General features: G+C 68.9%; 23 protein-coding genes. 11 read left to right on the forward strand and 12 right to left on the reverse strand.

Going from position 1 to position 21083, the window contains the following annotated elements; translation table 11 throughout:
* The first annotated feature begins 57 nt into the window (after window positions 1–57).
* Entirely contained in the window at window positions 58–684 is a 627-nt protein-coding gene (locus ASF63_RS08965) for a dihydrofolate reductase family protein (RefSeq protein WP_056512256.1), read from the forward strand.
* 11 nt (window positions 685–695) lie between these two features.
* Here the strand turns inward: ASF63_RS08965 and ASF63_RS08970 are convergent, their stop codons facing one another.
* Together ASF63_RS08970 and ASF63_RS08975 are read right to left on the reverse strand one after the other, a co-directional pair.
* Entirely contained in the window at window positions 696–1532 is an 837-nt protein-coding gene (locus ASF63_RS08970) for a Cof-type HAD-IIB family hydrolase (protein WP_235560751.1), read from the reverse strand.
* Window positions 1533–1542: 10 nt separating this feature from the next.
* Window positions 1543–2388, reverse strand: coding sequence for an exodeoxyribonuclease III (locus tag ASF63_RS08975; RefSeq protein WP_056512262.1), 846 nt, complete (start codon window positions 2386–2388; stop codon window positions 1543–1545).
* 37 nt (window positions 2389–2425) lie between these two features.
* Here ASF63_RS08975 and pyrE point away from each other — a divergent pair, with 37 nt between their 5' ends.
* Together pyrE and ASF63_RS08985 are read left to right on the forward strand one after the other, a co-directional pair.
* Window positions 2426–2986, forward strand: a complete 561-nt coding sequence (gene pyrE, locus ASF63_RS08980; protein ID WP_056512263.1) for an orotate phosphoribosyltransferase — start codon at window positions 2426–2428, stop codon at window positions 2984–2986.
* On the forward strand, window positions 2983–3885 hold the full coding sequence (locus ASF63_RS08985) for an ROK family protein (protein WP_056512266.1): 903 nt from the start codon (window positions 2983–2985) through the stop codon (window positions 3883–3885). The genes pyrE and ASF63_RS08985 overlap by 4 nt, the downstream gene beginning before the upstream one ends.
* 18 nt (window positions 3886–3903) lie before the next feature.
* Here the strand turns inward: ASF63_RS08985 and ASF63_RS08990 are convergent, their stop codons facing one another.
* Entirely contained in the window at window positions 3904–4233 is a 330-nt protein-coding gene (locus ASF63_RS08990; RefSeq protein WP_056512271.1) for a hypothetical protein, read from the reverse strand.
* A gap of 198 nt (window positions 4234–4431) precedes the next feature.
* Between ASF63_RS08990 and ASF63_RS08995 the strand changes: the two genes are divergently transcribed.
* Window positions 4432–5601, forward strand: coding sequence for an anhydro-N-acetylmuramic acid kinase (locus ASF63_RS08995; protein ID WP_056512274.1), 1170 nt, complete (start codon window positions 4432–4434; stop codon window positions 5599–5601).
* Window positions 5602–5626: 25 nt separating this feature from the next.
* Here the strand turns inward: ASF63_RS08995 and ASF63_RS19340 are convergent, their stop codons facing one another.
* From ASF63_RS19340 to ASF63_RS09015, 5 genes are all read right to left on the reverse strand, one after another.
* On the reverse strand, window positions 5627–5797 hold the full coding sequence (locus ASF63_RS19340; protein ID WP_200933991.1) for a hypothetical protein: 171 nt from the start codon (window positions 5795–5797) through the stop codon (window positions 5627–5629).
* On the reverse strand, window positions 5794–6363 hold the full coding sequence (locus ASF63_RS09000) for a YdeI/OmpD-associated family protein (protein WP_056512277.1): 570 nt from the start codon (window positions 6361–6363) through the stop codon (window positions 5794–5796). Before ASF63_RS09000 ends, ASF63_RS19340 begins: the two co-directional genes overlap by 4 nt.
* Before the next feature lies 1 nt (window position 6364).
* A complete protein-coding gene (locus tag ASF63_RS09005; protein ID WP_056512280.1) occupies window positions 6365–7174 on the reverse strand; it encodes an HAD-IIA family hydrolase in 810 nt (269 codons plus the stop codon).
* A gap of 97 nt (window positions 7175–7271) precedes the next feature.
* On the reverse strand, window positions 7272–7904 hold the full coding sequence (locus tag ASF63_RS09010; RefSeq protein WP_056512283.1) for a metal-dependent transcriptional regulator: 633 nt from the start codon (window positions 7902–7904) through the stop codon (window positions 7272–7274).
* 64 nt (window positions 7905–7968) lie between these two features.
* On the reverse strand, window positions 7969–8271 hold the full coding sequence (locus ASF63_RS09015) for a hypothetical protein (protein ID WP_056512287.1): 303 nt from the start codon (window positions 8269–8271) through the stop codon (window positions 7969–7971).
* A gap of 146 nt (window positions 8272–8417) precedes the next feature.
* Between ASF63_RS09015 and ASF63_RS09020 the strand changes: the two genes are divergently transcribed.
* On the forward strand, window positions 8418–10979 hold the full coding sequence (locus ASF63_RS09020; RefSeq protein ID WP_056512290.1) for a rhamnogalacturonan lyase: 2562 nt from the start codon (window positions 8418–8420) through the stop codon (window positions 10977–10979).
* 135 nt (window positions 10980–11114) lie between these two features.
* On the opposite strand, the gene ASF63_RS09025 is transcribed toward ASF63_RS09020, so the two are convergent.
* Window positions 11115–12404, reverse strand: a complete 1290-nt coding sequence (locus ASF63_RS09025) for an Nramp family divalent metal transporter (protein ID WP_056512293.1) — start codon at window positions 12402–12404, stop codon at window positions 11115–11117.
* Between the two features lie 70 nt (window positions 12405–12474).
* On the opposite strand from ASF63_RS09025, the gene ASF63_RS09030 reads away from it, so the two are divergent.
* Window positions 12475–13134, forward strand: coding sequence for a TrmH family RNA methyltransferase (locus ASF63_RS09030; RefSeq protein WP_056512296.1), 660 nt, complete (start codon window positions 12475–12477; stop codon window positions 13132–13134).
* Between the two features lie 68 nt (window positions 13135–13202).
* Complete coding sequence (locus ASF63_RS09035; protein WP_056512299.1) at window positions 13203–13670, forward strand: VOC family protein; 468 nt, start codon at window positions 13203–13205, stop codon at window positions 13668–13670.
* A gap of 12 nt (window positions 13671–13682) precedes the next feature.
* Here the strand turns inward: ASF63_RS09035 and ASF63_RS09040 are convergent, their stop codons facing one another.
* Together ASF63_RS09040 and ASF63_RS09045 are read right to left on the reverse strand one after the other, a co-directional pair.
* Window positions 13683–13886 carry a hypothetical protein gene (locus tag ASF63_RS09040; protein WP_082478027.1) on the reverse strand — a complete coding sequence of 68 codons (204 nt, stop codon included), beginning with the start codon at window positions 13884–13886 and terminating at the stop codon, window positions 13683–13685.
* A 116-nt stretch (window positions 13887–14002) separates the two neighbouring features.
* A complete protein-coding gene (locus ASF63_RS09045) occupies window positions 14003–15322 on the reverse strand; it encodes an MATE family efflux transporter (protein ID WP_056512305.1) in 1320 nt (439 codons plus the stop codon).
* Window positions 15323–15411: 89 nt separating this feature from the next.
* On the opposite strand from ASF63_RS09045, the gene ASF63_RS09050 reads away from it, so the two are divergent.
* From ASF63_RS09050 to ASF63_RS09065, 4 genes are all read left to right on the forward strand, one after another.
* Window positions 15412–15969 carry a DUF1992 domain-containing protein gene (locus ASF63_RS09050; protein WP_056512307.1) on the forward strand — a complete coding sequence of 186 codons (558 nt, stop codon included), beginning with the start codon at window positions 15412–15414 and terminating at the stop codon, window positions 15967–15969.
* A 72-nt stretch (window positions 15970–16041) separates the two neighbouring features.
* Window positions 16042–18006, forward strand: coding sequence for a M13 family metallopeptidase (locus ASF63_RS09055; RefSeq protein ID WP_056512310.1), 1965 nt, complete (start codon window positions 16042–16044; stop codon window positions 18004–18006).
* Between the two features lie 178 nt (window positions 18007–18184).
* Window positions 18185–19108: a serine hydrolase gene (locus ASF63_RS09060; RefSeq protein WP_056512314.1), complete on the forward strand. Its 924-nt coding sequence runs from the start codon at window positions 18185–18187 to the stop codon at window positions 19106–19108.
* A 63-nt stretch (window positions 19109–19171) separates the two neighbouring features.
* Window positions 19172–19567, forward strand: coding sequence for a hypothetical protein (locus ASF63_RS09065; protein WP_056512318.1), 396 nt, complete (start codon window positions 19172–19174; stop codon window positions 19565–19567).
* An 18-nt stretch (window positions 19568–19585) separates the two neighbouring features.
* On the opposite strand, the gene ASF63_RS09070 is transcribed toward ASF63_RS09065, so the two are convergent.
* Complete coding sequence (locus ASF63_RS09070; RefSeq protein ID WP_056512322.1) at window positions 19586–21028, reverse strand: MFS transporter; 1443 nt, start codon at window positions 21026–21028, stop codon at window positions 19586–19588.
* Window positions 21029–21083 lie beyond the last annotated feature (55 nt).

Here is a 21083-nt window from a genome sequence, read left to right on the forward strand (position 1 = left end):
AGCGCATAGTGTGATCCATGTCATCGTGCAGGATCTCTCGTGCAAAGGAGCACTCTGATGGCCGGACGCATTCTGATCGACCTCTTCATGACCCTCGACGGCGTCGCTCAGGGTCCGGGCGGCACTGACGAGGACACCTCGGGAGGGTTCGAATTCAGCGGCTGGCAGGCCGGATATCCGTCGTCGGGCATGGCAGAGACCGTCTCGCAGGGGATGCAGCAGCTCGACGCACTGCTGCTCGGGCGCCGGACGTACGACATCTTCGCCGGATACTGGCCGCATCACACCGAGGGCCCGTCCGGTGAGATCGGCCGACTGTTCGACCGGGTGCCGAAGTATGTGGCGACGCGGGATCCAGACATCACGCTCGATTGGCAGAACAGTCATCGGGTGGGTGAGGACCTCGCCGCAGAGATCGCCGAGCTGCGGGCGCAGCACCACGAGGTGCACGTGATCGGCAGCATCGACCTCGTGCACTCGCTGCTCGCCGAGGGCTTGTTCGATGAGCTCAATCTGTGGGTGTACCCGATCCTGCTCGGGGCCGGCAAGAAGGTCTTCGACGACGGCGCGCTGCCGTCGGTGCTTCGGCTGCTCGAACCGCCGGTCGCGGACGACGGCGGTGTGATGCTGCTGCGCTACGGCCGCACGGACCGCGTGCCCGAGGTCGGGACCTTCGAGGACTGATCGGCTTCGAGTCAGCCGAGCAGGCGCTCGATCACCCTGGCGACGCCGTCGTCGTCGTTCGAGGTCGTGGTCTCATCTGCGGCATACTGCACGACGTCGTCGGCATCGGCCATCGCGACCCCGCGGCCCGCCCAGCGGAGCATCTCGACGTCGTTGAGCGCATCGCCGAAGGCGATCACGTCGCGGCGGTCGATCTCGAGGTGCTCGCAGAGGCGGGCGAGGCCCGTGGCCTTGGTGACGCCTTCGGCCATGACCTCGACGAACGGCGCCCCCGACAACGTGGCCTCGAAGCCGGTGAGGCCGAGGTCGCACAGCGCCTCGAACAGCGCGGACGGTGCGAGCTCCGGATGCCGGATCACGAGCTTCAGGCTCGGAGCGGCGAGCACCTGGTCGAGCCCCACCCCGCCCATCGTGCGCGGATCGCGCTTGTGGTCTGAGAGATCCGCGATCTCGGCGTAGCCGTGCTGGGCGACGAACGTCTCGCCGCCCTCGCGCACGCTCGCGAACAACAGCCCGGGGACGCTGGCGCGCAGCGCCTCGGCCAAGGTGCGGATCGTCTCCGCTGGCAGCTCCTCGGCGAACAGCATCCGCCCGTCGGCGAGGTGCGTCGCGTAGGCGCCGTTGCTGCACAGCGCCCATGCGTCGAAGCCGGCGCCGCTCGCGATCGCGCGCAGGCCGATCGGCTGGCGAGCGGTGACCGGCACCACGTGGATGCCGCGGGCCCGCGCCTGATCGAGTGCCGCCCGCGTGCGCACGGAGACGTCGGATGCCGACGTCAGCAGAGTGCCGTCCAGGTCGGTGGCGATCAGGCGCAGGGTCATCCGTGTCGTCTCGCTTCGCTCGCTCAACGGCCGACGGTCAGGAGAAGATCATCGGCAGGTCGTCGTCTTCTTCAGCGCCGCCGAGGTCGAACTCGACGACCACGGGGACGTGGTCGCTCGGCTGCTCGCCCTTGCGCTCGTCGCGGTGGATCGAAGCGCCGGTGACCGCATCTGCAAGCGTCTTCGAGCCGAGGACGAAGTCGATGCGCACGCCCTCGTTGCGCGGGAACTTCAGGCGCTGGTAGTCCCAGTAGGTGAATCCCTCGGGGACCAGCGGTCGCACCACGTCGGTGAGGCCCGCGTCGGCGAACGCGAAGAACGCCTGACGCTCCTGGGGGGAGACGTGCGTCGAGACGCCCTCGACGATGTCGGGGTCGCCGTTGTCCTTGTCGAACGGGATGATGTTGAAGTCGCCGACCAGTGCGAGAGGCAGATCGGGGTTCGCCGACAGCTCGGCGGCGGTAGCCTTCTTCAGCTCCTCGAGCCAGTGCAGCTTGTACGTGTAGTGCGGGTCCTCGAGCGAGCGGCCGTTCGGCACATACAGGCTCCACACGCGCACGCCGTCGACGAGCACGCCGAGTGCGCGTGCTTCGAGCGGAGCATCCGGACCCTCATGCCCCTTGGCGAAGCCCGGCATGCCGTCGAAAGACGTGCGGACGTCGGTGATCGGCAGGCGGCTCGCGATCGCGACGCCGTTCCACTGATTCAGGCCGTGCACCTCGACGTGATAGCCCGCCTCTTCGAACGGCCCGTACGGGAACTGCTCGGGCTTGCACTTGATCTCCTGCATCGCCAGCACGTCGATGTCCTCGCGGACGGCGAACTCGACGGTGCGGGTGACACGGGTGCGGATGGAGTTGACGTTCCAGGTGGCCAAGCGCATGCGTCAAGCCTAGGGCCCACCTCCTACACTGGATGCCGTGACCGCACTCGACGCAGACCGCCAGACCCTCCTCGACCTGATCAAGGACGAGGCCGTGTTCCACGGAGACTTCACGCTCTCGAGCGGCAAGAAGGCGACGTACTACGTCGACATGCGAAAGCTGACGCTCGATCACCGCGCAGCTCCCGCGATCGGCCGCATCATGCTCGACCTCATCGGCGATCTCGACGTGGTCGCGGTCGGTGGCCTGACCCTCGGGGCCGACCCCATCGCGAACTCGGTGCTGCACGCCTCGGTCGCCGCCGACGAGCCGCTCGACGCCTTCGTCGTGCGCAAGGAGCCCAAGGACCACGGCCGCGGTCGCCAGATCGAGGGCGCCGACGTCAAGGGCAAGCGCGTCGTCGTGCTCGAAGACACCTCGACGACCGGGCAGTCGGCGCTCAAGGCCGTCGAGGCGCTTCGCAAGGAGGGTGCCGAGATCGTCGCCGTCGCCGTGATCGTCGACCGCAAGACCGGCGCTCAGGCCGCGATCGAAGCCGAGGGCCTCGAATGGCGCGCCGCCTTCGACCTCGACGACCTCGGACTCGAACCGCAGTGACCCGCTACGCCCTGGCCGTCGACGTCGGCGGCACCAAGATGGAGGCCGCGCTCGTGAGCGAGCACGGCGAGCTGGTGCGGGGAAGCCGCAGCCGCCGAGCGACTGGCCGGGATGCCACTCCCGCGTCGCTCGACGACGCGATCGCGACAGTGATCGCACACGCGCTCTCCCGTCTCCCCGACGACGCCGAACTCATCGGTGCAGGCATCGGCAGCGCCGGGCCGATCGACCGGAACGTCGGCCAGATCCTCCCCGTGAACATGCCTGCAGCCCGCGGGTACGGTCTCAAGGATGCGGTGCGCACGACCGCCTCCCGGATCCTCGGCCGCGCGCTGCCCACGGTCTTCGGTCACGACGGCGGCGCTCTCGCTCTCGCCGAGTCGTGGTTGGGCGCCACGCAGGATGCCGGTGCGTCACTGTCGATCGTCGTCTCGACCGGCGTCGGCGGAGGTTTCGTCGTCAACGGCGCGTACATCCCCGGCGCCACCGGCAACGCCGGACATCTCGGTCAGGTGCGCCGCGAGGGCGGGCTGACGCTCGAGGAGATCGCCTCGGGGCCGGCCAGCGCCGCCTGGGCGCAGCAGCAGGGCTGGACGGGGGCCACTGGCGAGGATCTCGCGAAGGATGCCGCTGCCGGCGACGCCGTCGCGCGCGCCGCGATCGAGCGGTCGGCGAAGGCCGTGGGCGAGGCGCTCGCAGACGCCGCGACCCTCGTGGACCTCGACATGGTGGCGATCGGCGGCGGATTCTCGCGGGTGTCGGCAGACTACATCGACCTCGTGCAGCAGGCCCTCACCGCGAGCGCGGCGCATGAGTACTCGCGGCGCACCCGCGTCGTACGCTCGGGTCTCGGCGACGAGGGACCGCTCATCGGCGCCGCGGCGCTCGCCCTGCGCTGACGTCGGCGTAGACCAGGGTCAGCGGGCCGCGACGATCAGGTGGCGCTGCGGCCCTTCGATGCGGGCCATCGCGATCTTGAGTTCGGTCGTGTCGGCGGCGACCGCATCGATCCGGGCGCCGAGCCTCTGCTCGACTCCGTCGATGCGAGCACCGAGTCCCTCCTCGACTCCGTCGATGCGAGCGCCGAGTCTCTGCTCGACTCCGTCGATGCGAGCGCCGAGTCTCTCCTCGACGCGGTCGGATCTGCGGATGCACCAGGCGAAGCCCGCGACCATGGTGCCGCCCAGAGTCAGAAGGAGTCCCACTGTACTGAGGACGATCGCGATGATCTCTGCGGACACGAACATGCTCCCATTCTGCGGGTGGAGGGTGGAGTCTCGCAGAATGCTACGCAGCCGTCGGAGAGGAGATGTCGACATGCGCGTACGTCGCCGACCGGCGTGGAGGACGCGTCCCGAAAGGTCATCGGTGCAGAAGAGATCCCTTCCGTTCGCCTCCCTAACAAAAGCGGCCTACGCTCGTAGCAGGCGACGGAAGGAACACTCATGCGCGTACTCGGACTGCTCTCGGGCACCTCGCACGACGGCATCGACGTCACGGTCGTGGACTTCGACGAGAGCGACGGAGCCCTGCGCGGCACGGTGCTGCACGAGGACAGCGTTGCGTACGATCCCGAACTGCGGGCTCGCCTCGTCGCCGCGCTGCCGCCCGCACCCACGACGTTCGCCGAGGTCTGCGAGCTCGACACGCTGATCGGGCAGGCCTTCGCCGAGGTCGCCGCCACAGCATCCGACGCGGTCGGGGGAGTGGATGCCGTGTGCACGCACGGCCAGACGGTCTTCCACTGGGTCGCCGATGGCCACGCGCTCGGCACTCTGCAGATCGGCCAGCCCGCCTGGATCGCCGAGCGGGTGGGCGCGCCCGTGGTGTCTGACGTCCGCATCCGCGACATCACTGCCGGCGGCCACGGTGCCCCTCTCGTGTCGTTCCTCGACGAACTGCTGCTGCGCGGCCGCGCGGGAGTCTCGGCTGCGGTGAATCTCGGCGGTATCGCCAACATGACAGTGGTGGGCCCCGACGGCCTGTCGGCCTATGACATCGGTCCGGCGAACGCGCTGGTCGATGCGGTCGTCGTGGCAGAGGGACTGAACGATCGCGGGTACGACGCGGATGCCGCCGTCGCGCGCACCGGCGCCGTCGACGAGGAGCTCCTCGCAGCTCTTCTCGCCGACCCGTACTACTCGCTCGCAGCCCCCAAGAGCACCGGCAAGGAGCACTTCCATCTCGACTACGTGCGCGCCCACGTCGATCGCCTCACGGGCTCCTCGGGCCGCGCGCTCTCCGTCGCCGACCTCGTGCGGACCCTCACCGAGCTGACGGTGCGAACGGTCGCGCAGGACGTCCTGGCTGCGGGCATCCGCTTCCTCGCGGTCTCGGGCGGCGGATGCCACAACCCGCTGATCATGCAAGGGCTCCGCGCCGCGCTCCCCGATGTCGAGGTCGTGCTCGCCGACGAGCTCGGCGCGTCCGTCGACAGCAAGGAGGCGATCCTTTTCGCGCTCATCGGCTGGTGCACGATGCACGGCGTGGCCGCGGTGACGCCCGGAGGCACCGGAGCGCGTGCGCCGCGCATTCTCGGCACGATCACCCCTGGCACAGGGCCGCTGCGGATGCCGCAGCCGGTCGAGCGCGTGCTCAGCCTGACCCTGGCCTGACCAAGAGGTCGGCGGACGATCGCGCTCAGCGCTTGCGGTCGTCGTCGTCCCAGGGGCCTTCCCACCAGCCGGCACGGCCATCGCCCTCGCCGTCTCCGCCGCGACGGCGTGAGCGCCAGAACTGCACGACGAACACCGTCAGCGTGCTGAGAAGGATCAGGAAGACCACCAGGAAGAGCAGATCCGACTGGTTCATGGGCGTTTCCCCTCCGCGGCATCCGCCACGATCTTGGCGATCCGCGCCGCGCGCGTCTCTGCGCGCTTGGCCATCGCGATGTGTGTGAGGCCGAACTTCTTGACCGATTTCGGGAAGGCATCCCAGTTCGCGCGCGCGGGGGGCACGGCATCCAGCGCCTCGGTCAGCTCGTCGGGCTCGATGCCCGCCTCGGGGCCGTCGAGCACAGTCCAGGATCCGTCGGCCTTCGCGGCCTCGAGTACGCGGATGCCGGCCGGAGCGAGCAATCCGGCGGCCTCGAGGTCGACCAGACGCGCCTTGTTCGTCGCCGCCCACCCGCTGCCGCGGCGCCGGGGCGAGAACCACTGCCCGACGGTCTGATCGTCGAAGGTGCGCACCGGGCCGTCGATCCATCCGAAGCACAGCGCCTGGCGCACGGCATCCTCGTATCCGACGCCGTCCGCGCGGGCGCCGCGCACGCTCAGCAGCCAGACTCCGGCGGTGCGCTCGTGATGCTCCTCGAGCCAGGCGCGCCAGACGGCGGCATCCGCTGCGACGACACGCTCTCCCTCGTCGAGCGCACCCATGTCAGTCCTCGTCGAGCGTCGGGATCGACTCGGTGACGGTCGGCAGCAGTTCGGCGACCGAATCGACGATCTCGTCGGGGCGGAACGGGTACTTCTCGACCTCGGCCTGGTCGCTGATGCCGGTCATGACCAGCACGGTGTGCAGGCCCGCCTCGATGCCGGCGATGATGTCGGTGTCCATGCGGTCGCCGATCATGCCCGTCTTCTTCGAGTGCGCGCCGATCTTGTTCAGGGCCGAGCGGAACATCATCGGGTTCGGCTTGCCGACGACGTACGGCTCCTTGCCGGTCGCCTTGGTGATGAGGGCGGCGATCGCGCCGGTGGCCGGCATCACGCCGTCGGCCGACGGGCCCGTGGCATCGGGGTTCGTGACGATGAAGCGCGCGCCTCTGATGATGAGGCGGATCGCCTTGGTGATCGCCTCGAACGAGTAGTTGCGGGTCTCGCCGACGACCACGAAGTCGGGGTTCGTCTCGGTCATGATGAACCCGGCCTCGTGCAGGGCGGTCAGGATGCCGGCCTCGCCGATCACGAAGGCCGAGCCGCCCGGCAGCTGCTGCGCGAGGAAGTCGGCGGTGGCGAGGGCCGAGGTCCAGATGCGCTCTTCGGGCACGGTCAGGCCGCTGGCCCGCAGGCGGGCCGAGAGGTCGCGCGCGGTGAAGATCGAGTTGTTCGTCAGGACCAGGTACGGGATCTCGTTCTGCTCCCATCCGGCGAGCAGCTCGGCGGCTCCGGGAATGGCGTCGTTCTCATGGACGAGCACGCCGTCCATGTCGGTGAGCCAGCATTCGATGTCATCGCGGTGTGCCATGTGCACAGCCTATTGGCCCGCGGTTACGGGCAGGTGTCAGGTTCAGGCGCTCGTACCGGCCGCGCTCAGGCGCTGAGCCGGACGACCCAGCCCGCGCTCAGGCGCTGAGCCAGACGACCCCGGACGCGCCCTCGGGGAGCGTCGTCCGCGCGCCGCCGAGCTCGATGCCGGATGCCGTGATCGTGACGGTCGCGGCGACCGCGACACCTGCCGCCTCCAGCGCGCGCAACAGCTCGGGGTCGCGGTCGTCGACGCGCAGCACTTGCCCGGTGTGGCCGATCGGCGCATCGGCGAGCAGCACGAAGGGCTCGCGATCGATCGCGCCGCTCGCGTCGGGGATCGCGTCGCCGTGCGGGTCGAAACGGGGTCGCCCGAGTCGCGCATCGATGCCCTCGAGCAGTCGGTCGCTGATCGTGTGCTCGAGCACCTCGGCCTCGTCGTGCACTTCGTCCCACCCGTAGTCGAACTCCTGCACGAGCCAGGTCTCGATCAGCCGGTGGCGGCGCACCATCGCCAGGGCGCGCTGTGTTCCGGCATCCGTGAGCCGGACCGCGCCGTATGGCACGTGCGAGACGAGACCGGCGGCGGCGAGCTTCTTCACCATCTCGGTCACCGACGAGGGAGCGATGCCGAGCTTCGCCGCGAGCACCGAGGGGGTGATCGGCGCGTCCTGCCACTCGGTATGCGCGTAGACGGTCTTGAGGTAGTCGTCTGCTGCCGGGGATGCCACGGGTCCAGCCTAGATCAGCGGTCGGCTGCGCTCAGGTGCGCTGGGCGCGGGCCGAGGCGGGCGCTCAGGGGTTGGCGACGTCGACGAGGATGCCGAAGGCGACCTGGCCCGCGAAGAAGATGGTGAGGAATCCGAGCAGTGCGGCGAAGAGCGAGATCCTTCCGTCGAATCCCTCGATCTCGGCGATCCCGATCTTGCGTGCGCGGAACGCCAGGACGAGCGTCGCGATCCCCAGGGCGAGCTGCACCCACGGGCCCCCGACGGGCAGCACGGTGGGGAAGGCGACGAGGAGTCCGCCGATCACGCCGGTCGCGATTCCGATCCAGGTGAGGATGCGGACGGAGCGGCGCGCGGTTTCGGCAGACATGACTTCGAGCCTAATCGCCGACGGGGGCTGTGAATCGTCTCAATTCGCCTGAGTTCCTTGACGGGCCCTGGCGAGGCGGGTAGCTTCGAGCGGGCACGGGAAAACGCTATCCGAACGAGCTCGACGCTCAGAGAAGGATTTCGACGATGAATATCCGACACCATTCGTTCCGCGCCGTCGTGGCGGTGGCCGCCGCCGGCTGCCTCCTCGCAGGGGGTGCGCAGAGTGCGGGAGCCGTCACCTCAGGCGCGCCCGTCACCGGCCGTCATGACCCTGGATCCACCGGGCCGCAGCTCGAGAGTCTCGACCGCGGTCTCGTCGCCGTCTCGACCGCCGACGGCGTCTTCCTCAGCTGGAGGCTGCTGGCCACCGAGGCGACCGGCGCGACCGACACAGGTCTCGCAGGTCCCGACTTCGCCGTCTACCGCGACGGCGCGAAGATCGCGACCGTCACCGACAGCACGAACTACGCGGATGCCGACGGGGCCGCGACCTCGGAGTACTCCGTGGTCCCGATCGTGAACGGCGTCGAGCTGACGGCATCCGCCTCGGCATCCGTCACCGCCTGGGCCGAGGGGCACTACGACCTGCCGCTGCAGAAGCCCGCCGACGGCGTCACCCCGAAGGGGGAGGCGTACACGTATTCGGCGAACGACGTCTCGGTCGGCGATGTCGACGGTGACGGGCAGTACGAGTACGTCGTGAAGTGGGACCCGTCGAACTCGAAGGACGTCTCGCAGCGCGGCTACACGGGTCCGGTCTATCTCGACACCTACGAGCTCGACGGCACGCTGCTGAACCGTCTCGACCTCGGTGTGAACATCCGCGCCGGCGCGCACTACACGCAGTTCCTCGTCTACGACTTCGACGGCGACGGGCGATCCGAGACGATGCTGAAGACGGCCCCAGGCACCAAGTCGGTGCAGTTCGCGGCCGACGGCTCCGTCGCGAGCGAGTCGTACATCACTCTCCCCAAGGAGGATCGCAAGGCCGGGTACTCGAACGATGACGACTACCGCCTCAGCGCCGCCGACTACGAGGCGCACCTGGTCGAGATGTTCCTCGGCTGGAGCGAGCGCGACGAGGTCGTGTCCGGTCAGTGGCCGGCCACTCTCGAAGAGGCATGGGGCATGCCCGTGACCCACGAATACCCCCTCTCGCAGGAGAGCGCGCAGGAACTGGCGACCACCTTCATCGACGTGTATGCGCCGAGCCGCAGCGCACGCAACCTGCTGCGCGAGTTCGAGGGCTTCATCGTCGACGGTCCCGAGTACCTCACGGTCTTCGACAGCGCGACCGGCGCGGAGCTGCAGACCATCCCGTATCCGACCGAGCGGGGGGATGACGGACTGCTGTGGGGTGACTATGCGATGTCGCGAATCGAGCCGGCCAACCGCGTCGATCGATTCCTGGCCGGTGTCGGATACCTCGACGGCCAGCATCCGTCCGCCGTGTTCGCCCGCGGGTACTACACGCGTACGACCGTCGCCGCGTTCGACTGGGACGGCAAGCGTCTGACGCAGCGCTGGGATGTCGACAGCGGCCACGTACCCATGACGAACCCGTTCAACGACTCGCCGCACGGCCGTGACGGCACCGACCCCGAATTCGGCACGATCACGACTCAGGGTGATCATTCGCTGAGCTTCGCCGACGTGGATGCCGACGGAAGGCAGGAGCTCGTCTACGGATCGGCGACGATCGACGACGACGGCAGCCTGCTCTACAGCTCGTTCGACGTGCTGCCTGAGGGCAGTGCCGACCCCGGCGCGACCGTGCGACTCGGTCACGGCGACGCGATGCACGTGACCGACATCGATCCGAGCCGGCCCGGTCTCGAGATCTGGACAGCCCACGAGGGCGCGACCAGCGCGCCGTACGGTTCCGTGATGCGCGATGCCGCGACCGGGGAGTCGCTCTTCGGCGCTTACTCCGGCCGTGACACGGGTCGAGCGATGATCGGCGACGTGCGACCGGATGTGCCCGGCATCGAAGTGTGGTCGAGCATGCCCGGCGGCACCGAGGGCAGCGGCCTTCTCAGTGCGACCGGTGAGGTGCTGCAGGCCGAGACGCCTGGCACGAACATGTCGATCCGTTGGGCGGGAGACATGACCACGCAGCTCGTGAACGGCAGCGGCATCCAGACGCCCACGATCGACGACTGGACGCGCGGCACCGTGCTGACCGCCACCGGCACCCTCACGAACAACGGCACCAAGGGCAACCCGTCTCTGGTCGCCGACGTGCTGGGTGACTGGCGGGAGGAGCTGCTCGTGCGCACGGCGGACTCGAGCGCACTGCGGTTCTACACGACCACCGAGCCCACCGCGCACAAGCTCACGACCCTCATGCACGACGTGCAGTACCGGGTCGAGACCGCTCGTCAGCAGACGACGTACAACCAGCCGGCGTACACCTCGTTCTACCTCGCGAGCGACCTCGACTGGGCGAACGTCCCTGTGCTGACGACGCCGACGACGCCCAAGCCCCCGACCTTCACGGACAAGCCGGGAACCTCGCGCGACGAGGTGAAGGTGCCGACGAACGTGAAAGGCATCACGTACTACGTGAACGGCGAGAGGGTCGAGGCCCGCAACGGAAAGGTGCGCGTCACCGGAGAGGTGACCGTGGTCGCTGTGCCGGATGCCGGCTACCGCATCGCCGACGGCGTGGTCTCGACGTGGACGGAGACCCTCCGCAAGCGCTGAGCACGCGCTGAGCGCGCGCGGTGACAGGCCGCCGCCCCGAGCCGAATCTTCCCGTGCCGGCTCGGGGCGGTTCTGTGTTGTTCCGTGAGTCCTGCTCCTGCGCCTGCCTGAGCGTCTCTGCGTCTCTGCGCCGTCTCAGGCGCCGGTCAGCACCAGCCAGAGCAGTGCGCCGTTGAGAGCGATGAGCAGCACCGACGCCACGATGCCCGCCGCCGTCGTCCATACCCGGTTCGCCCACGGACCGAGCGTGCGGCGCTGAGCCGTGAGCGCGACGAGCGGAATCAGGGCGAACGGGATGCCGAACGACAGCACGACCTGGCTGAGTACGAGGGCCAGGGTCGGATCCACTCCGACGCCGAGGATCACGAGCGCGGGGATCAGCGTCACCAGACGCCGGGCGAGCAGCGGGATGCGCACGTGCAGCAGGCCGTGCATGATCTCCGCTCCCGCGTACGCGCCGACCGAGGTCGAGGCGAGGCCCGATGCGAGCAGACCCACCGCGAAGAAGGTGGCGACGACGGGGCCGAGCCCGGCGGCCAGCGCGGCATGGGCGCCCTCGAGCGAGTCGGTGCCCTCGACGCCGGCGAGGTTCGCGGCTGCCAGCAGCAGGATGCCGAGGTTCACGGTGCCCGCGATCACCATCGCGATCGAGACGTCCCAGCGGGTCGCGGTGAGCAGGCGGCGGATGCGCGAGGTCTCGGTGCGCGCGGCCTCGGTCGGGGCGTGCGCTGCCGCCGAGCCGAATCGGTCTCGGGTCAGCGACGAGTGGGCGTAGATCGCGTGCGGCATGATCGTGGCGCCGAGGATGGATGCCGCGAGCAGCACCGACCCCGTGCCCTCGAAGCGGGGCACGAGTCCTGCGACCACGCTCGCCGCGTCCGGCGGCGCCACGAAGAGTCCGGCGACGAAGCCGACCGCGATGATCACCATGAGCCCGATGATCACGAATTCGAAGGGTCGAGCGCCGCGTCGACTCTGCACCGCGAGCAGGATCATCGACACGGCCCCGGTGATGACCCCGCCGAGCAGCAGGGGGATGTCGAAGAGCAGGTAGAGCGCGACCGCGCCGCCGATCACCTCGGCCAGGTCGGTCGCCATCGCGACGAGCTCGGCCTGCAGCCAGTACGCCCGTCGAGCCCACGGCCGCGTGAGCCGCGTGCCGAGCACCTCGGGGAGGCTCTGCCCGGTGACCACTCCGAGCTTCGCCGAGAGGTACTGGATCAGCCACGCCATGACGTTTCCGGCGACGACGACCCAGACGAGCAGGTAGCCGTACTGGGCTCCGGCGGTCATATTGCTGGCGACGTTGCCGGGGTCGAGATACGCGACGCCGGCGACGAGCGCGGGGCCGAGCAGCCACAGGCTGCGGGGTGCGGTGGCCCGGGCTGAGGGGGCGACCTCGTCGAGCGCGGCATTTTTAGGCATGCCGAAATCGTAGCGGATTTTTCGGCATACCTAAATATGGTGTCCGTCGTGTGGCGGATAGCCTGGCGGAATGGATGAGCAGGCACCCGCGGCGGCAGCGGAGACAGGCGGATCGTCGGCGCAGCCCGGATACGGGGTGGGGCCGTGGCCCGGGGGTGAAGCGGAGTGGCCGGAGGGCGAGCAGTACGATCCCGAGCTGCTTGCGGCGGGTGACACGCGCAACGTGATCGATCGCTACCGCTACTGGCGGATGGAGGCGATCGTCGCCGACCTCGACACGCAGCGGCATCCGTTCCACGTCGCGATCGAGAACTGGCAGCACGACATGAACATCGGTTCTATCGTGCGCAGCGCCAACGCGTTCCTCGCCGACACCGTGCACATCATCGGTCGCCGCCGGTGGAACAAGCGCGGCGCCATGGTCACCGACCGGTACCAGCACGTCGTGCACCACGAGGACGTCGAGGCGTTCGCCGAATGGGCGGCGGCCGAAGGCATCCCGATCATCGCCGTCGACAACGTCGACGGCGCCGTGCCCGTGGATCGCGCCGAGCTGCCGCAGACCTGCGTGCTGCTGTTCGGACAGGAGGGGCCGGGGCTCTCGGATGCCGCGCTCGCCGCAGCATCCGCGCACATCGAGATCACCCAGTACGGTTCGACGCGATCGATCAACGCGAGCGCGGCGGCCGCCGTGATCATGTACGAATGGTGCCGGAGATACGCGGGCTGACTCCGGAGCATCCCCTCGACACGGTGCCGACGCCGGCGTAGCGTGAGTGCCGATCCGAGGAGGCCGCCATGGCAGAGATCAGTCCCATCCGCCCGTTCCTCTGGTTCGACGGTCAGGCGCAGGAGGCGATGGAGTACTACGTCTCGGTGTTCCCGAACTCGTCGATCGACCAGGTGGTGCTCTACCCCGATGAATCGCTCGATCGACATTTCGAGGGCATGAGCGGCAAGGTGCTCAACGGGGAGTTCACCCTGAACGGCACGCCGTTCGGCTGCCTCGACGGCGGACCGGAGTTCGCCTTCAACGAGTCCATCTCGTTCGTGATCGGGTGCGAGGACCAGGCCGAGATCGACCGATACTGGGCGGCGCTCTCGGCCGTGCCCGAGTCCGAGGCCTGCGGCTGGTGCAAGGACAGGTTCGGGGTCAGCTGGCAGGTCGTGCCGGCGGGCCTCGATCTGCTGCAGCAGCGGCCGGAGCAGATCCAGGCGCTCATGCACATGAAGAAGATCGTGATCGCCGAGCTCGAGAACGCCTGATCTTCTGACAGGTCAGTCTCTGTCGATGCCGAACGTGTTGCGGTAGAGCGCCGTCACGTCGCGGTCGAGAGCGCGGATCTCGCCGAGAACCTCCATACGAAGGCCTCCGATCTCCGCCTTGACGACGTGGATGAAGAGTGTCGACACGACAGTGATCATGCCGAACATCGATGCGGCGAAGACGCCGATCAGCACCCACACCTGCGGTTCGTTCATGGTCAGCACGCTCCGATTCTCGTTCGCTCGTGATGAGAATGCCAGGGCGGGAACGCGAGAGTTGGCGAGATTCCGGGATACGTGCAGAACTCCGGATCTGCGACGATCGTGCAGTCTCAGACGCCGGCCGAGATCCAGCGCCCTGATCGCACGCGCCAGCCGAGGGTGCCGAGCCGTGCGAGCAGATAGACGCCGAAGAACGAGACGGCGAGCCAGATGAGACCGGCGGCGCCGTCGACCCCCGTCGCGGCGATGATCCACAGCGCAGGCAGGAACGGCAGGAGGTTGAGCACGCCCGCGAGCGCGAGGTAACGGGCATCGTTCGCGCCCATGAGAACGCCGTCGAGCACGAACACGACGCCCGCGATCGGCTGGGCGACCGCCAGGATCAGGAGCGCCGGCTGCACGAGGGCGGCGACTGCCGGGTCACCCGTGAACACGATGCCGAGCACGCCCGACAGCGCCGCGATGAGCGCACCGACCACGACGCCGAACCATGCGCCCCAGGCGACGGTGCGCCTGAGAACGCGGTGCACCTGGAGCTCATCACCTGCGCCGAGCTCCTTGCCGATCAGCGCCTGCGCGGCGATCGCCAGAGCATCGAGGGCGAAGGCCGCCGCCGAGAAGATCGTGAACACGATCTGCCAGCCGGCGAGCTCGTCCGTGCCGATGCCCGTGGCCACGGCGACGGTCACGAGGAGAGCCGCCCGTAGGCTCACCGTGCGCAGGAAAAGCCAGCCGCCCGAACGCGCAGTGCTGCCCATGCCGTCCCTGCGCGCTTTCAGCGAGGCGTCGTGCTTCACGGCGAGACGGCGGATCACCAGCACGTAGGCGCCGACCATGCCCCACTGCGCGACGACGGTTCCGGCTGCCGAGCCGGCGATGCCCCAACCGAACCCGTAGATGAACACGACGTTGAGCAGCGCGTTCGCGCCGAACCCCAGGCCCGCGATCCACAGGGGCGTCATGGTGTCCTGCATGCCGCGCAGCAGCCCCGTGGCAGCGAACACAATCAGCATGGCGGGGAGACCCCACATGGAGACGATGAGGTAGTCGTTCGCCTGGGTGGCCACGGCATCGGTCGCGCCGAACAGCGACACGAGCCACGGGGACGACGCGGCGCCCGCCGCGGCGAGCACCGCTCCGATCGCGAGCGCCAGCCACATGCCGTTGATGCCGACCGAGACGGCTTCGCCCGGCCGTCCGGCGCCGAAGAGTCGAGCCACCGCTGGGGTCGTGGAGTACGCGAGGAAGACCATGAGGCCGACGATCGTCTGCAGCACTGCTCCCGCGATGCCGAGGCCTGCGAGCGGGGTGGTTCCGAGGTGCCCGACGAGGGCGGCATCGACGATGAGGAACGCCGGTTCGGCGATCAGCGCACCGAGGGCGGGGACGGCGAGGCGCAGGATCTCACGATTGAGGGTGCGCTCGGTCATCCTCCGAGCCTATGGGCTGGTGCCGACAGTGCTCGCTGCGCCGTTCCGGTCGTACGCTGGGAGCACCCGGATGGCACGGGAGGTGCATCATGACGGATCCACGCGAGGCCGCGGCGCGATATCGCGCGCGGCAGCAGAGCGACGGCTCGGAGGAGGATGCCGAGTCCGGCACCGCTCCGGGGATCGCCGCTGCGACCGATCGGGCGGCGTTCATCGAGACGGCGATCCAGGTCGCGATCCGCCGGGGCGACTTCGACGATCTGCCCGGTGCGGGCAAGCCCCTCGAGGGACTCGGCACCCATCATGACCCCGACTGGTGGATCCGTCGCAAGATCGAGCAGGAGAACCTGACCGGACTCGGCCCGCCGGCGATCCTGCTGCGCACCGAAGACCGAGAGCTCGACGACCAGCTCGACCTCCTGGGGCGCGAGGCCGACGTGCGCGATGTGCTCGCGGACTTCAACAGGCGTGTCATCGAGGCTCGCCGTCAACTGCAGGGCGGGCCTCCTGTGGTCACGGAACCGCGCGACATCGACGTCGAGATCGCGGCCTGGGCCGACAGGCGGGCGGCGAGATCCGCCGCCCCCGCCGCGGAGGCGCCGGAGCAGCCGCGGCGGCGGCGGTTCGGCATCCGTCGCAGGGCCTGAGGCCGCAGGACGTCATACCGAGGGCCTCCCTCCCTCCCGCCCGGATGTCGGAGCGACGCATAGGCTGTTCGCATGACAGACGTGCTTCCCTCCGGCCTCGAGACCTCCGAGTTCAGCTCCGACATCCGCCCGCAGGACGACCTCTATCGTCACGTCAACGGCGCGTGGCTCGCACGCACCGAGATCCCGGGCGACAAAGCGCGCTGGGGGTCGTTCCATCTGCTCGCCGAGCAGGCAGAGAAAGACGTCAGGGCGATCATCGAGGAGTCGCAGGATGCCGAGGACGGCACTCTCGCGCGCAAGATCGGCGACCTGTTCGCGAGCTTCATGGACACCGACCGCATCGCGGCAGCCGGTGTCACGCCGCTCGCTGAGACACTCGCCGAGATCGACTCCATCGACAGCGTCCCGGCCTTCCTCCGCACGGTCGGCGCGTATGACCGTGACGGCCGAGCGCACCTGATCGGCTTCTACGTCGACGGCGACCCCGGGAACCCCGAGCGCTACCTTCCCGTCGTCGTGCAGTCGGGACTCTCGCTCCCTGACGAGAGCTACTTCCGCCTCGACACGTTCGCCGAGACGCGTGCGGCCTACCGTGCGCACCTCGAGCGCCTGCTGTCCCTCGCCGGCATCGCAGACGCGGCAGGCACCGCCGATCGCGCGATCGCGCTCGAGACAGAGCTCGCGGGTCACCACTGGGACAACGTGAAGAGCCGCGACGCCGTCGCCACCTACAACCTCAAGTCCTGGGCCGAGCTCCAGGAGCTCGCGGGCGTCGACCTCGAGCCGTGGCGCGACGCCGTCGCCCCCGAGAACCCCGAGGCGTTCTCCGAGATCGTCGTCTCCCAGCCGAGCTTCCTCGAGGGACTCGGCACGCTGCTCGTCGCCGAGCGCCTCGACGACTGGAAGGCGTGGCTGCGCGCACAGGTCGTGCACGCCGCAGCTCCCTATCTCACCGACGACTTCGTGCAGGAGAACTTCTCGTTCTACGGCACCGAGCTCACCGGCGTCCCCACGATCCGCGAGCGCTGGAAGCGTGGAGTCTCGGTCACCGAGAGCGCGCTGAGCGAGGCGATCGGCAAGGTCTATGTCGAGCGCCACTACCCGCCGACGGCGAAGGCCGCGATGGACGAGCTCGTCGCGAACCTCATCGAGGCGTACCGCCGGAGCATCACCGACCTCGAGTGGATGACCGCCGAGACCCGCGAGCGCGCCCTTGCGAAACTCGACTCGTTCACTCCCAAGATCGGTCACCCCACTGTCTGGCGCGACTACTCGAGCCTGGTCATCGACCGCGACGACCTGTTCGGCAACGTGCGGCGTGCGGCGATCTTCGAGCACGACCGCAACGTCGCGAAGGTCGGCAAGCCGATCGACCGTGACGAGTGGCACATGCCTCCGCAGATGGTCAACGCGTACTACAACCCGTCGATGAACGAGATCGTCTTCCCTGCGGCGATCCTGCAGTACCCGTTCTTCGACGTCTCCCGCGATGCCGCAGCGAACTACGGTGGCATCGGCGCGGTCATCGGGCACGAGATCGGCCACGGCTTCGACGATCAGGGAAGCCGCTACGACGGCGCCGGCAAGCTCGAGGACTGGTGGACGGATGCCGACCGCTCTGCGTTCGAGGAGCGCACGAAGGCCCTCATCGCGCAGTACGACGAGCTGGTTCCTGAAGGGCTGGATGCCGCGCACCACGTCAACGGCGCCCTCACGATCGGCGAGAACATCGGCGACCTCGGTGGTCTCGGCATCGCGCTGAAGGCCTACGAGCTCTCGCTCGACGGGGCTGAGGCGCCGGTCATCGACGGATACACGGGCGTGCAGCGACTGCTGCTGTCGTGGGCTCAGGTGTGGCAGCAGAAGAGCCGCGACGCCGAGACGCTGCGACTGCTGACGATCGACCCGCATTCGCCCAACGAGTTCCGCTGCAACCAGATCGTCCGCAACATCGACGCCTTCTACGAGGCCTTCGATGTCGCGGAGTCCGACGCCCTCTGGCTGCCGCAGGACTCGCGTGTGACGATCTGGTGAGCCGTCCGTCGTAGCCGGATCCGGTTCCGGGGGTGCCCTGCTTTCTCCTGCGTGACGATCTGATGACCAAACATCGGAGTCTGTAGGGCATCCTCACCTGAGGGGGTTACGATATCGATGCTGCGGGGGATGAACCCTGCAGCATCCCGCCAATCCAACCCCCCTTTAAGGATCACGCGTGGGTGCTCCCGAGCCTGTCGAAGGGCCGTCACTGGCCTCGCTGCGCCGCTCTCAGCGGACCAGCCGACGCTTGCCGCGTCGTGCCGCCGCGGGGCGACGCTCGTTCACCTCGACGTTGCAGGCGCTCGAGCAGCTGGCCGATTCCGGTGCCCAGGTCTCTGTGCACGTCGTCGACCTCGACAGCCACGTGCACGTCCTCTCGGGCGACGACCACGTCACGATGCCGATCGCGGGTCTCGGCGTCGTCCCCCTGCTGATCGAGGTCGCTTCGGCGTTCGAGGCAGGAACCCTCGACCCGCTCGAGATCGTCGAACGCAGCGCCATCGAGTCCGTCTCGAGCTCGGGGCTGTGGCGGCACCTGCACGCTCCGGCGCTTCCGCTCGAAGACCTCGCCGTGCTCGCGGCGACGGCCGGAGATCCGATCGCGGTCAACGCGCTGCTGCAGCGGGTCGGACACGACCGGGTGCGCGAGCGCATCGAGGCTCTGGGGCTTCGCCGCACGGCGCTCCTCGACCGGTTCCGCGATGAGCGCGGCCCCGACGACGCGCCTCAGGTGGCTGTCGGCTCCGCGCGGGAGCTCGCGGGACTCTTCTCGGCCCTCGTGAACTCGCAGGTGGTCGGCGCTTCGGTGAGCGCACAGGTGTCGGAGTGGCTCAGCCTGAACCAGGATCTCAGCCTGGTGGCTGCATCGACGGGGCTCGACCCTTTCGCGCACGACCACGATGCCCACGGCCTGCTGTTCATCAACAAGACAGGGCGCGACCGCGGCGTACGGGCCGAGGCGGGCGTGCTCGCCGGACCCCGCGCCGGCGTCGCGTACTCGCTGATCGTGTGCTTCGACGACCTGTCGATCACGCATCGGCTGCGCGCTCACGACGCCTTCCGCGTGCTCGGCGTCGAGCTCATGGAGTACACGCACTGAGTTCGCCGGCGCCCGCGATCGGCCGCGCCAGCGCCGACTCGCCGGGCTCACTAGCCTGGAGGCATGCCCCGCCCCGACTGGACCCCGCATCGCCGCGATGACCGTGAGCTGCTCGGGTGGATCCACCCGGAGGGCGACGCCTGGGTCGCTGTCGATGTGCTCGGCCGCGTCGCCTCCGGTGCCACCGAGTGGCTCGACGCCGAGGCGGCACTCGAGGAGCGCGGTATCGCGTGGCTCGCGGATCCGTGGATGCTCGAGGGCGAGGCGGAGCGACCCCTTCGCGTGCGCATCCTCGAGGTCACCCCCGATGAAGCCGGGGTTCCCGGGCGCATCGTGGTGAAGATCGACGACTTCGGCGACGTCACCCGGCCATCCGTGCAGCAGTTCGTGCTCGAGTGGCCGATCCCTGCGCGGTTGCGACCGCCGACGGAGACGGACCCCGATCCGCGCGTGATCTGATCACGGTCGGGTCGGCGCCTACCCCGGGAGCGACGGATGCTGCTCCGCGGCGCGTTGGCGCGGGATGAAGAGCGACAGCACCAGGGCGACGATGCCGGCGGCGATCGCCAGCCAGAAGCACAGATCGAACGCCGCGCGGGTGGGCACGGAGACCCCGCCGACGTCGACGCTCATGGCCGCGAGCACCCCGCCCATCACGGCCGAGGCGCTGGAGGTGCCGACCGAGCGGAAGAGCGCGTTCAGCCCGTTGGAGGCACCCGTCTCGTTGGTCGGCACCGACCGCATGATGATCATCGGCATGGCGGCGAACGTGAACCCGATGCCGACGCCGATCAGCAGGTTGCCGACCAGGATGTGCCAGACCTCGCTCGACCACAGCAGCACGAACACGTAGGCGAGCACGATCGCACCGGCGCCGACCGTGAACAGGGGGCGGGGTCCGACGGCGCGCTCGAGCCAACCCGACAGCGGCGAGATCACCATCATCACGAGCCCCGCAGGCATGATGATGAGCGAGGCCGACACCATGTCGAGTCCGAAGCCGGCGCCTGAGGCTGCGGGGCCCTCGAGCAGCTGCGGGAACGTCACGTTCGAGGCGAAGAGCGCGAACCCCATGCCGATCGCGGCGATGTTCGTGAAGAGCACCGCAGGTCGGGCGGCGACGCGCAGGTCGAGCAGCGGATCCTTCGTGCGCAGCTGGTACCAGCCCCAGATCAGCAGCACGCCGACTCCGCCGATGATGCAGGTGAGAGTCAGCGGAGCGGTCCAGCCCCACTCGGCTCCCCGCGAGACGAACAGCAGGATGCCGGTGAGGCCGATCGCGAGACCTATTGCGCCGAGCACATCGAGACGGCCGGGGAAGCGCAGCACATCCTCGGGGACCACGAGAAGAACGAGTGCGAGGCCGACGACTCCGAGCGCGGCGGCGAGCCAGAACAGCCAGTGCCAGTCGGCGTTCTCGGCGAGGAGGGCGGCCACCGGCATCCCGATCGCACCGCCGACGCCCATCGTGGCGCTCATCAGCGCGACCGCGGTGCCGAGGCGTTCGGGAGGGAGCACGTCGCGCATGATCGCGATGCCGAGAGGCACGACCCCCGTGACGGCGCCCTGCAGCGCACGGCCGATGATGACACCCACGATCGAGCCGGAGAGCGCGGCGATCAGGGAGCCGAGGATGAGCAGCCCGAGCAGGACGATCACCACGCGCCGCTTGCCGTACATGTCGCCGAGGCGGCCCGAGATCGGGGTCGCGATGGCAGCGACGAGCAGCGTGATCGTGACGACCCAGGTGGTGTCCTCGCGAGATGCGTTCAGCAGACGGGGAAGCTCGGCCTGCAGCGGCACGACCAGCGTGAACATGAACGACGAGCAGAGTCCGGCGAATGCCAGAACCGCGACGATCGCCCACTTCGGAGGTGTTCGGGAGAGTCTTCTGCGCGCGCGATCATCGTTCTCTCCCATCCCTTCAGGCTATCGGCGCCCGCGACACCCGGGCGCGCGCGACCAGAAGCGGAAC

Source organism: Microbacterium sp. Leaf320, assembly GCF_001423485.1.
In the GTDB taxonomy this organism is placed as follows: Bacteria; Actinomycetota; Actinomycetes; order Actinomycetales; family Microbacteriaceae; genus Microbacterium.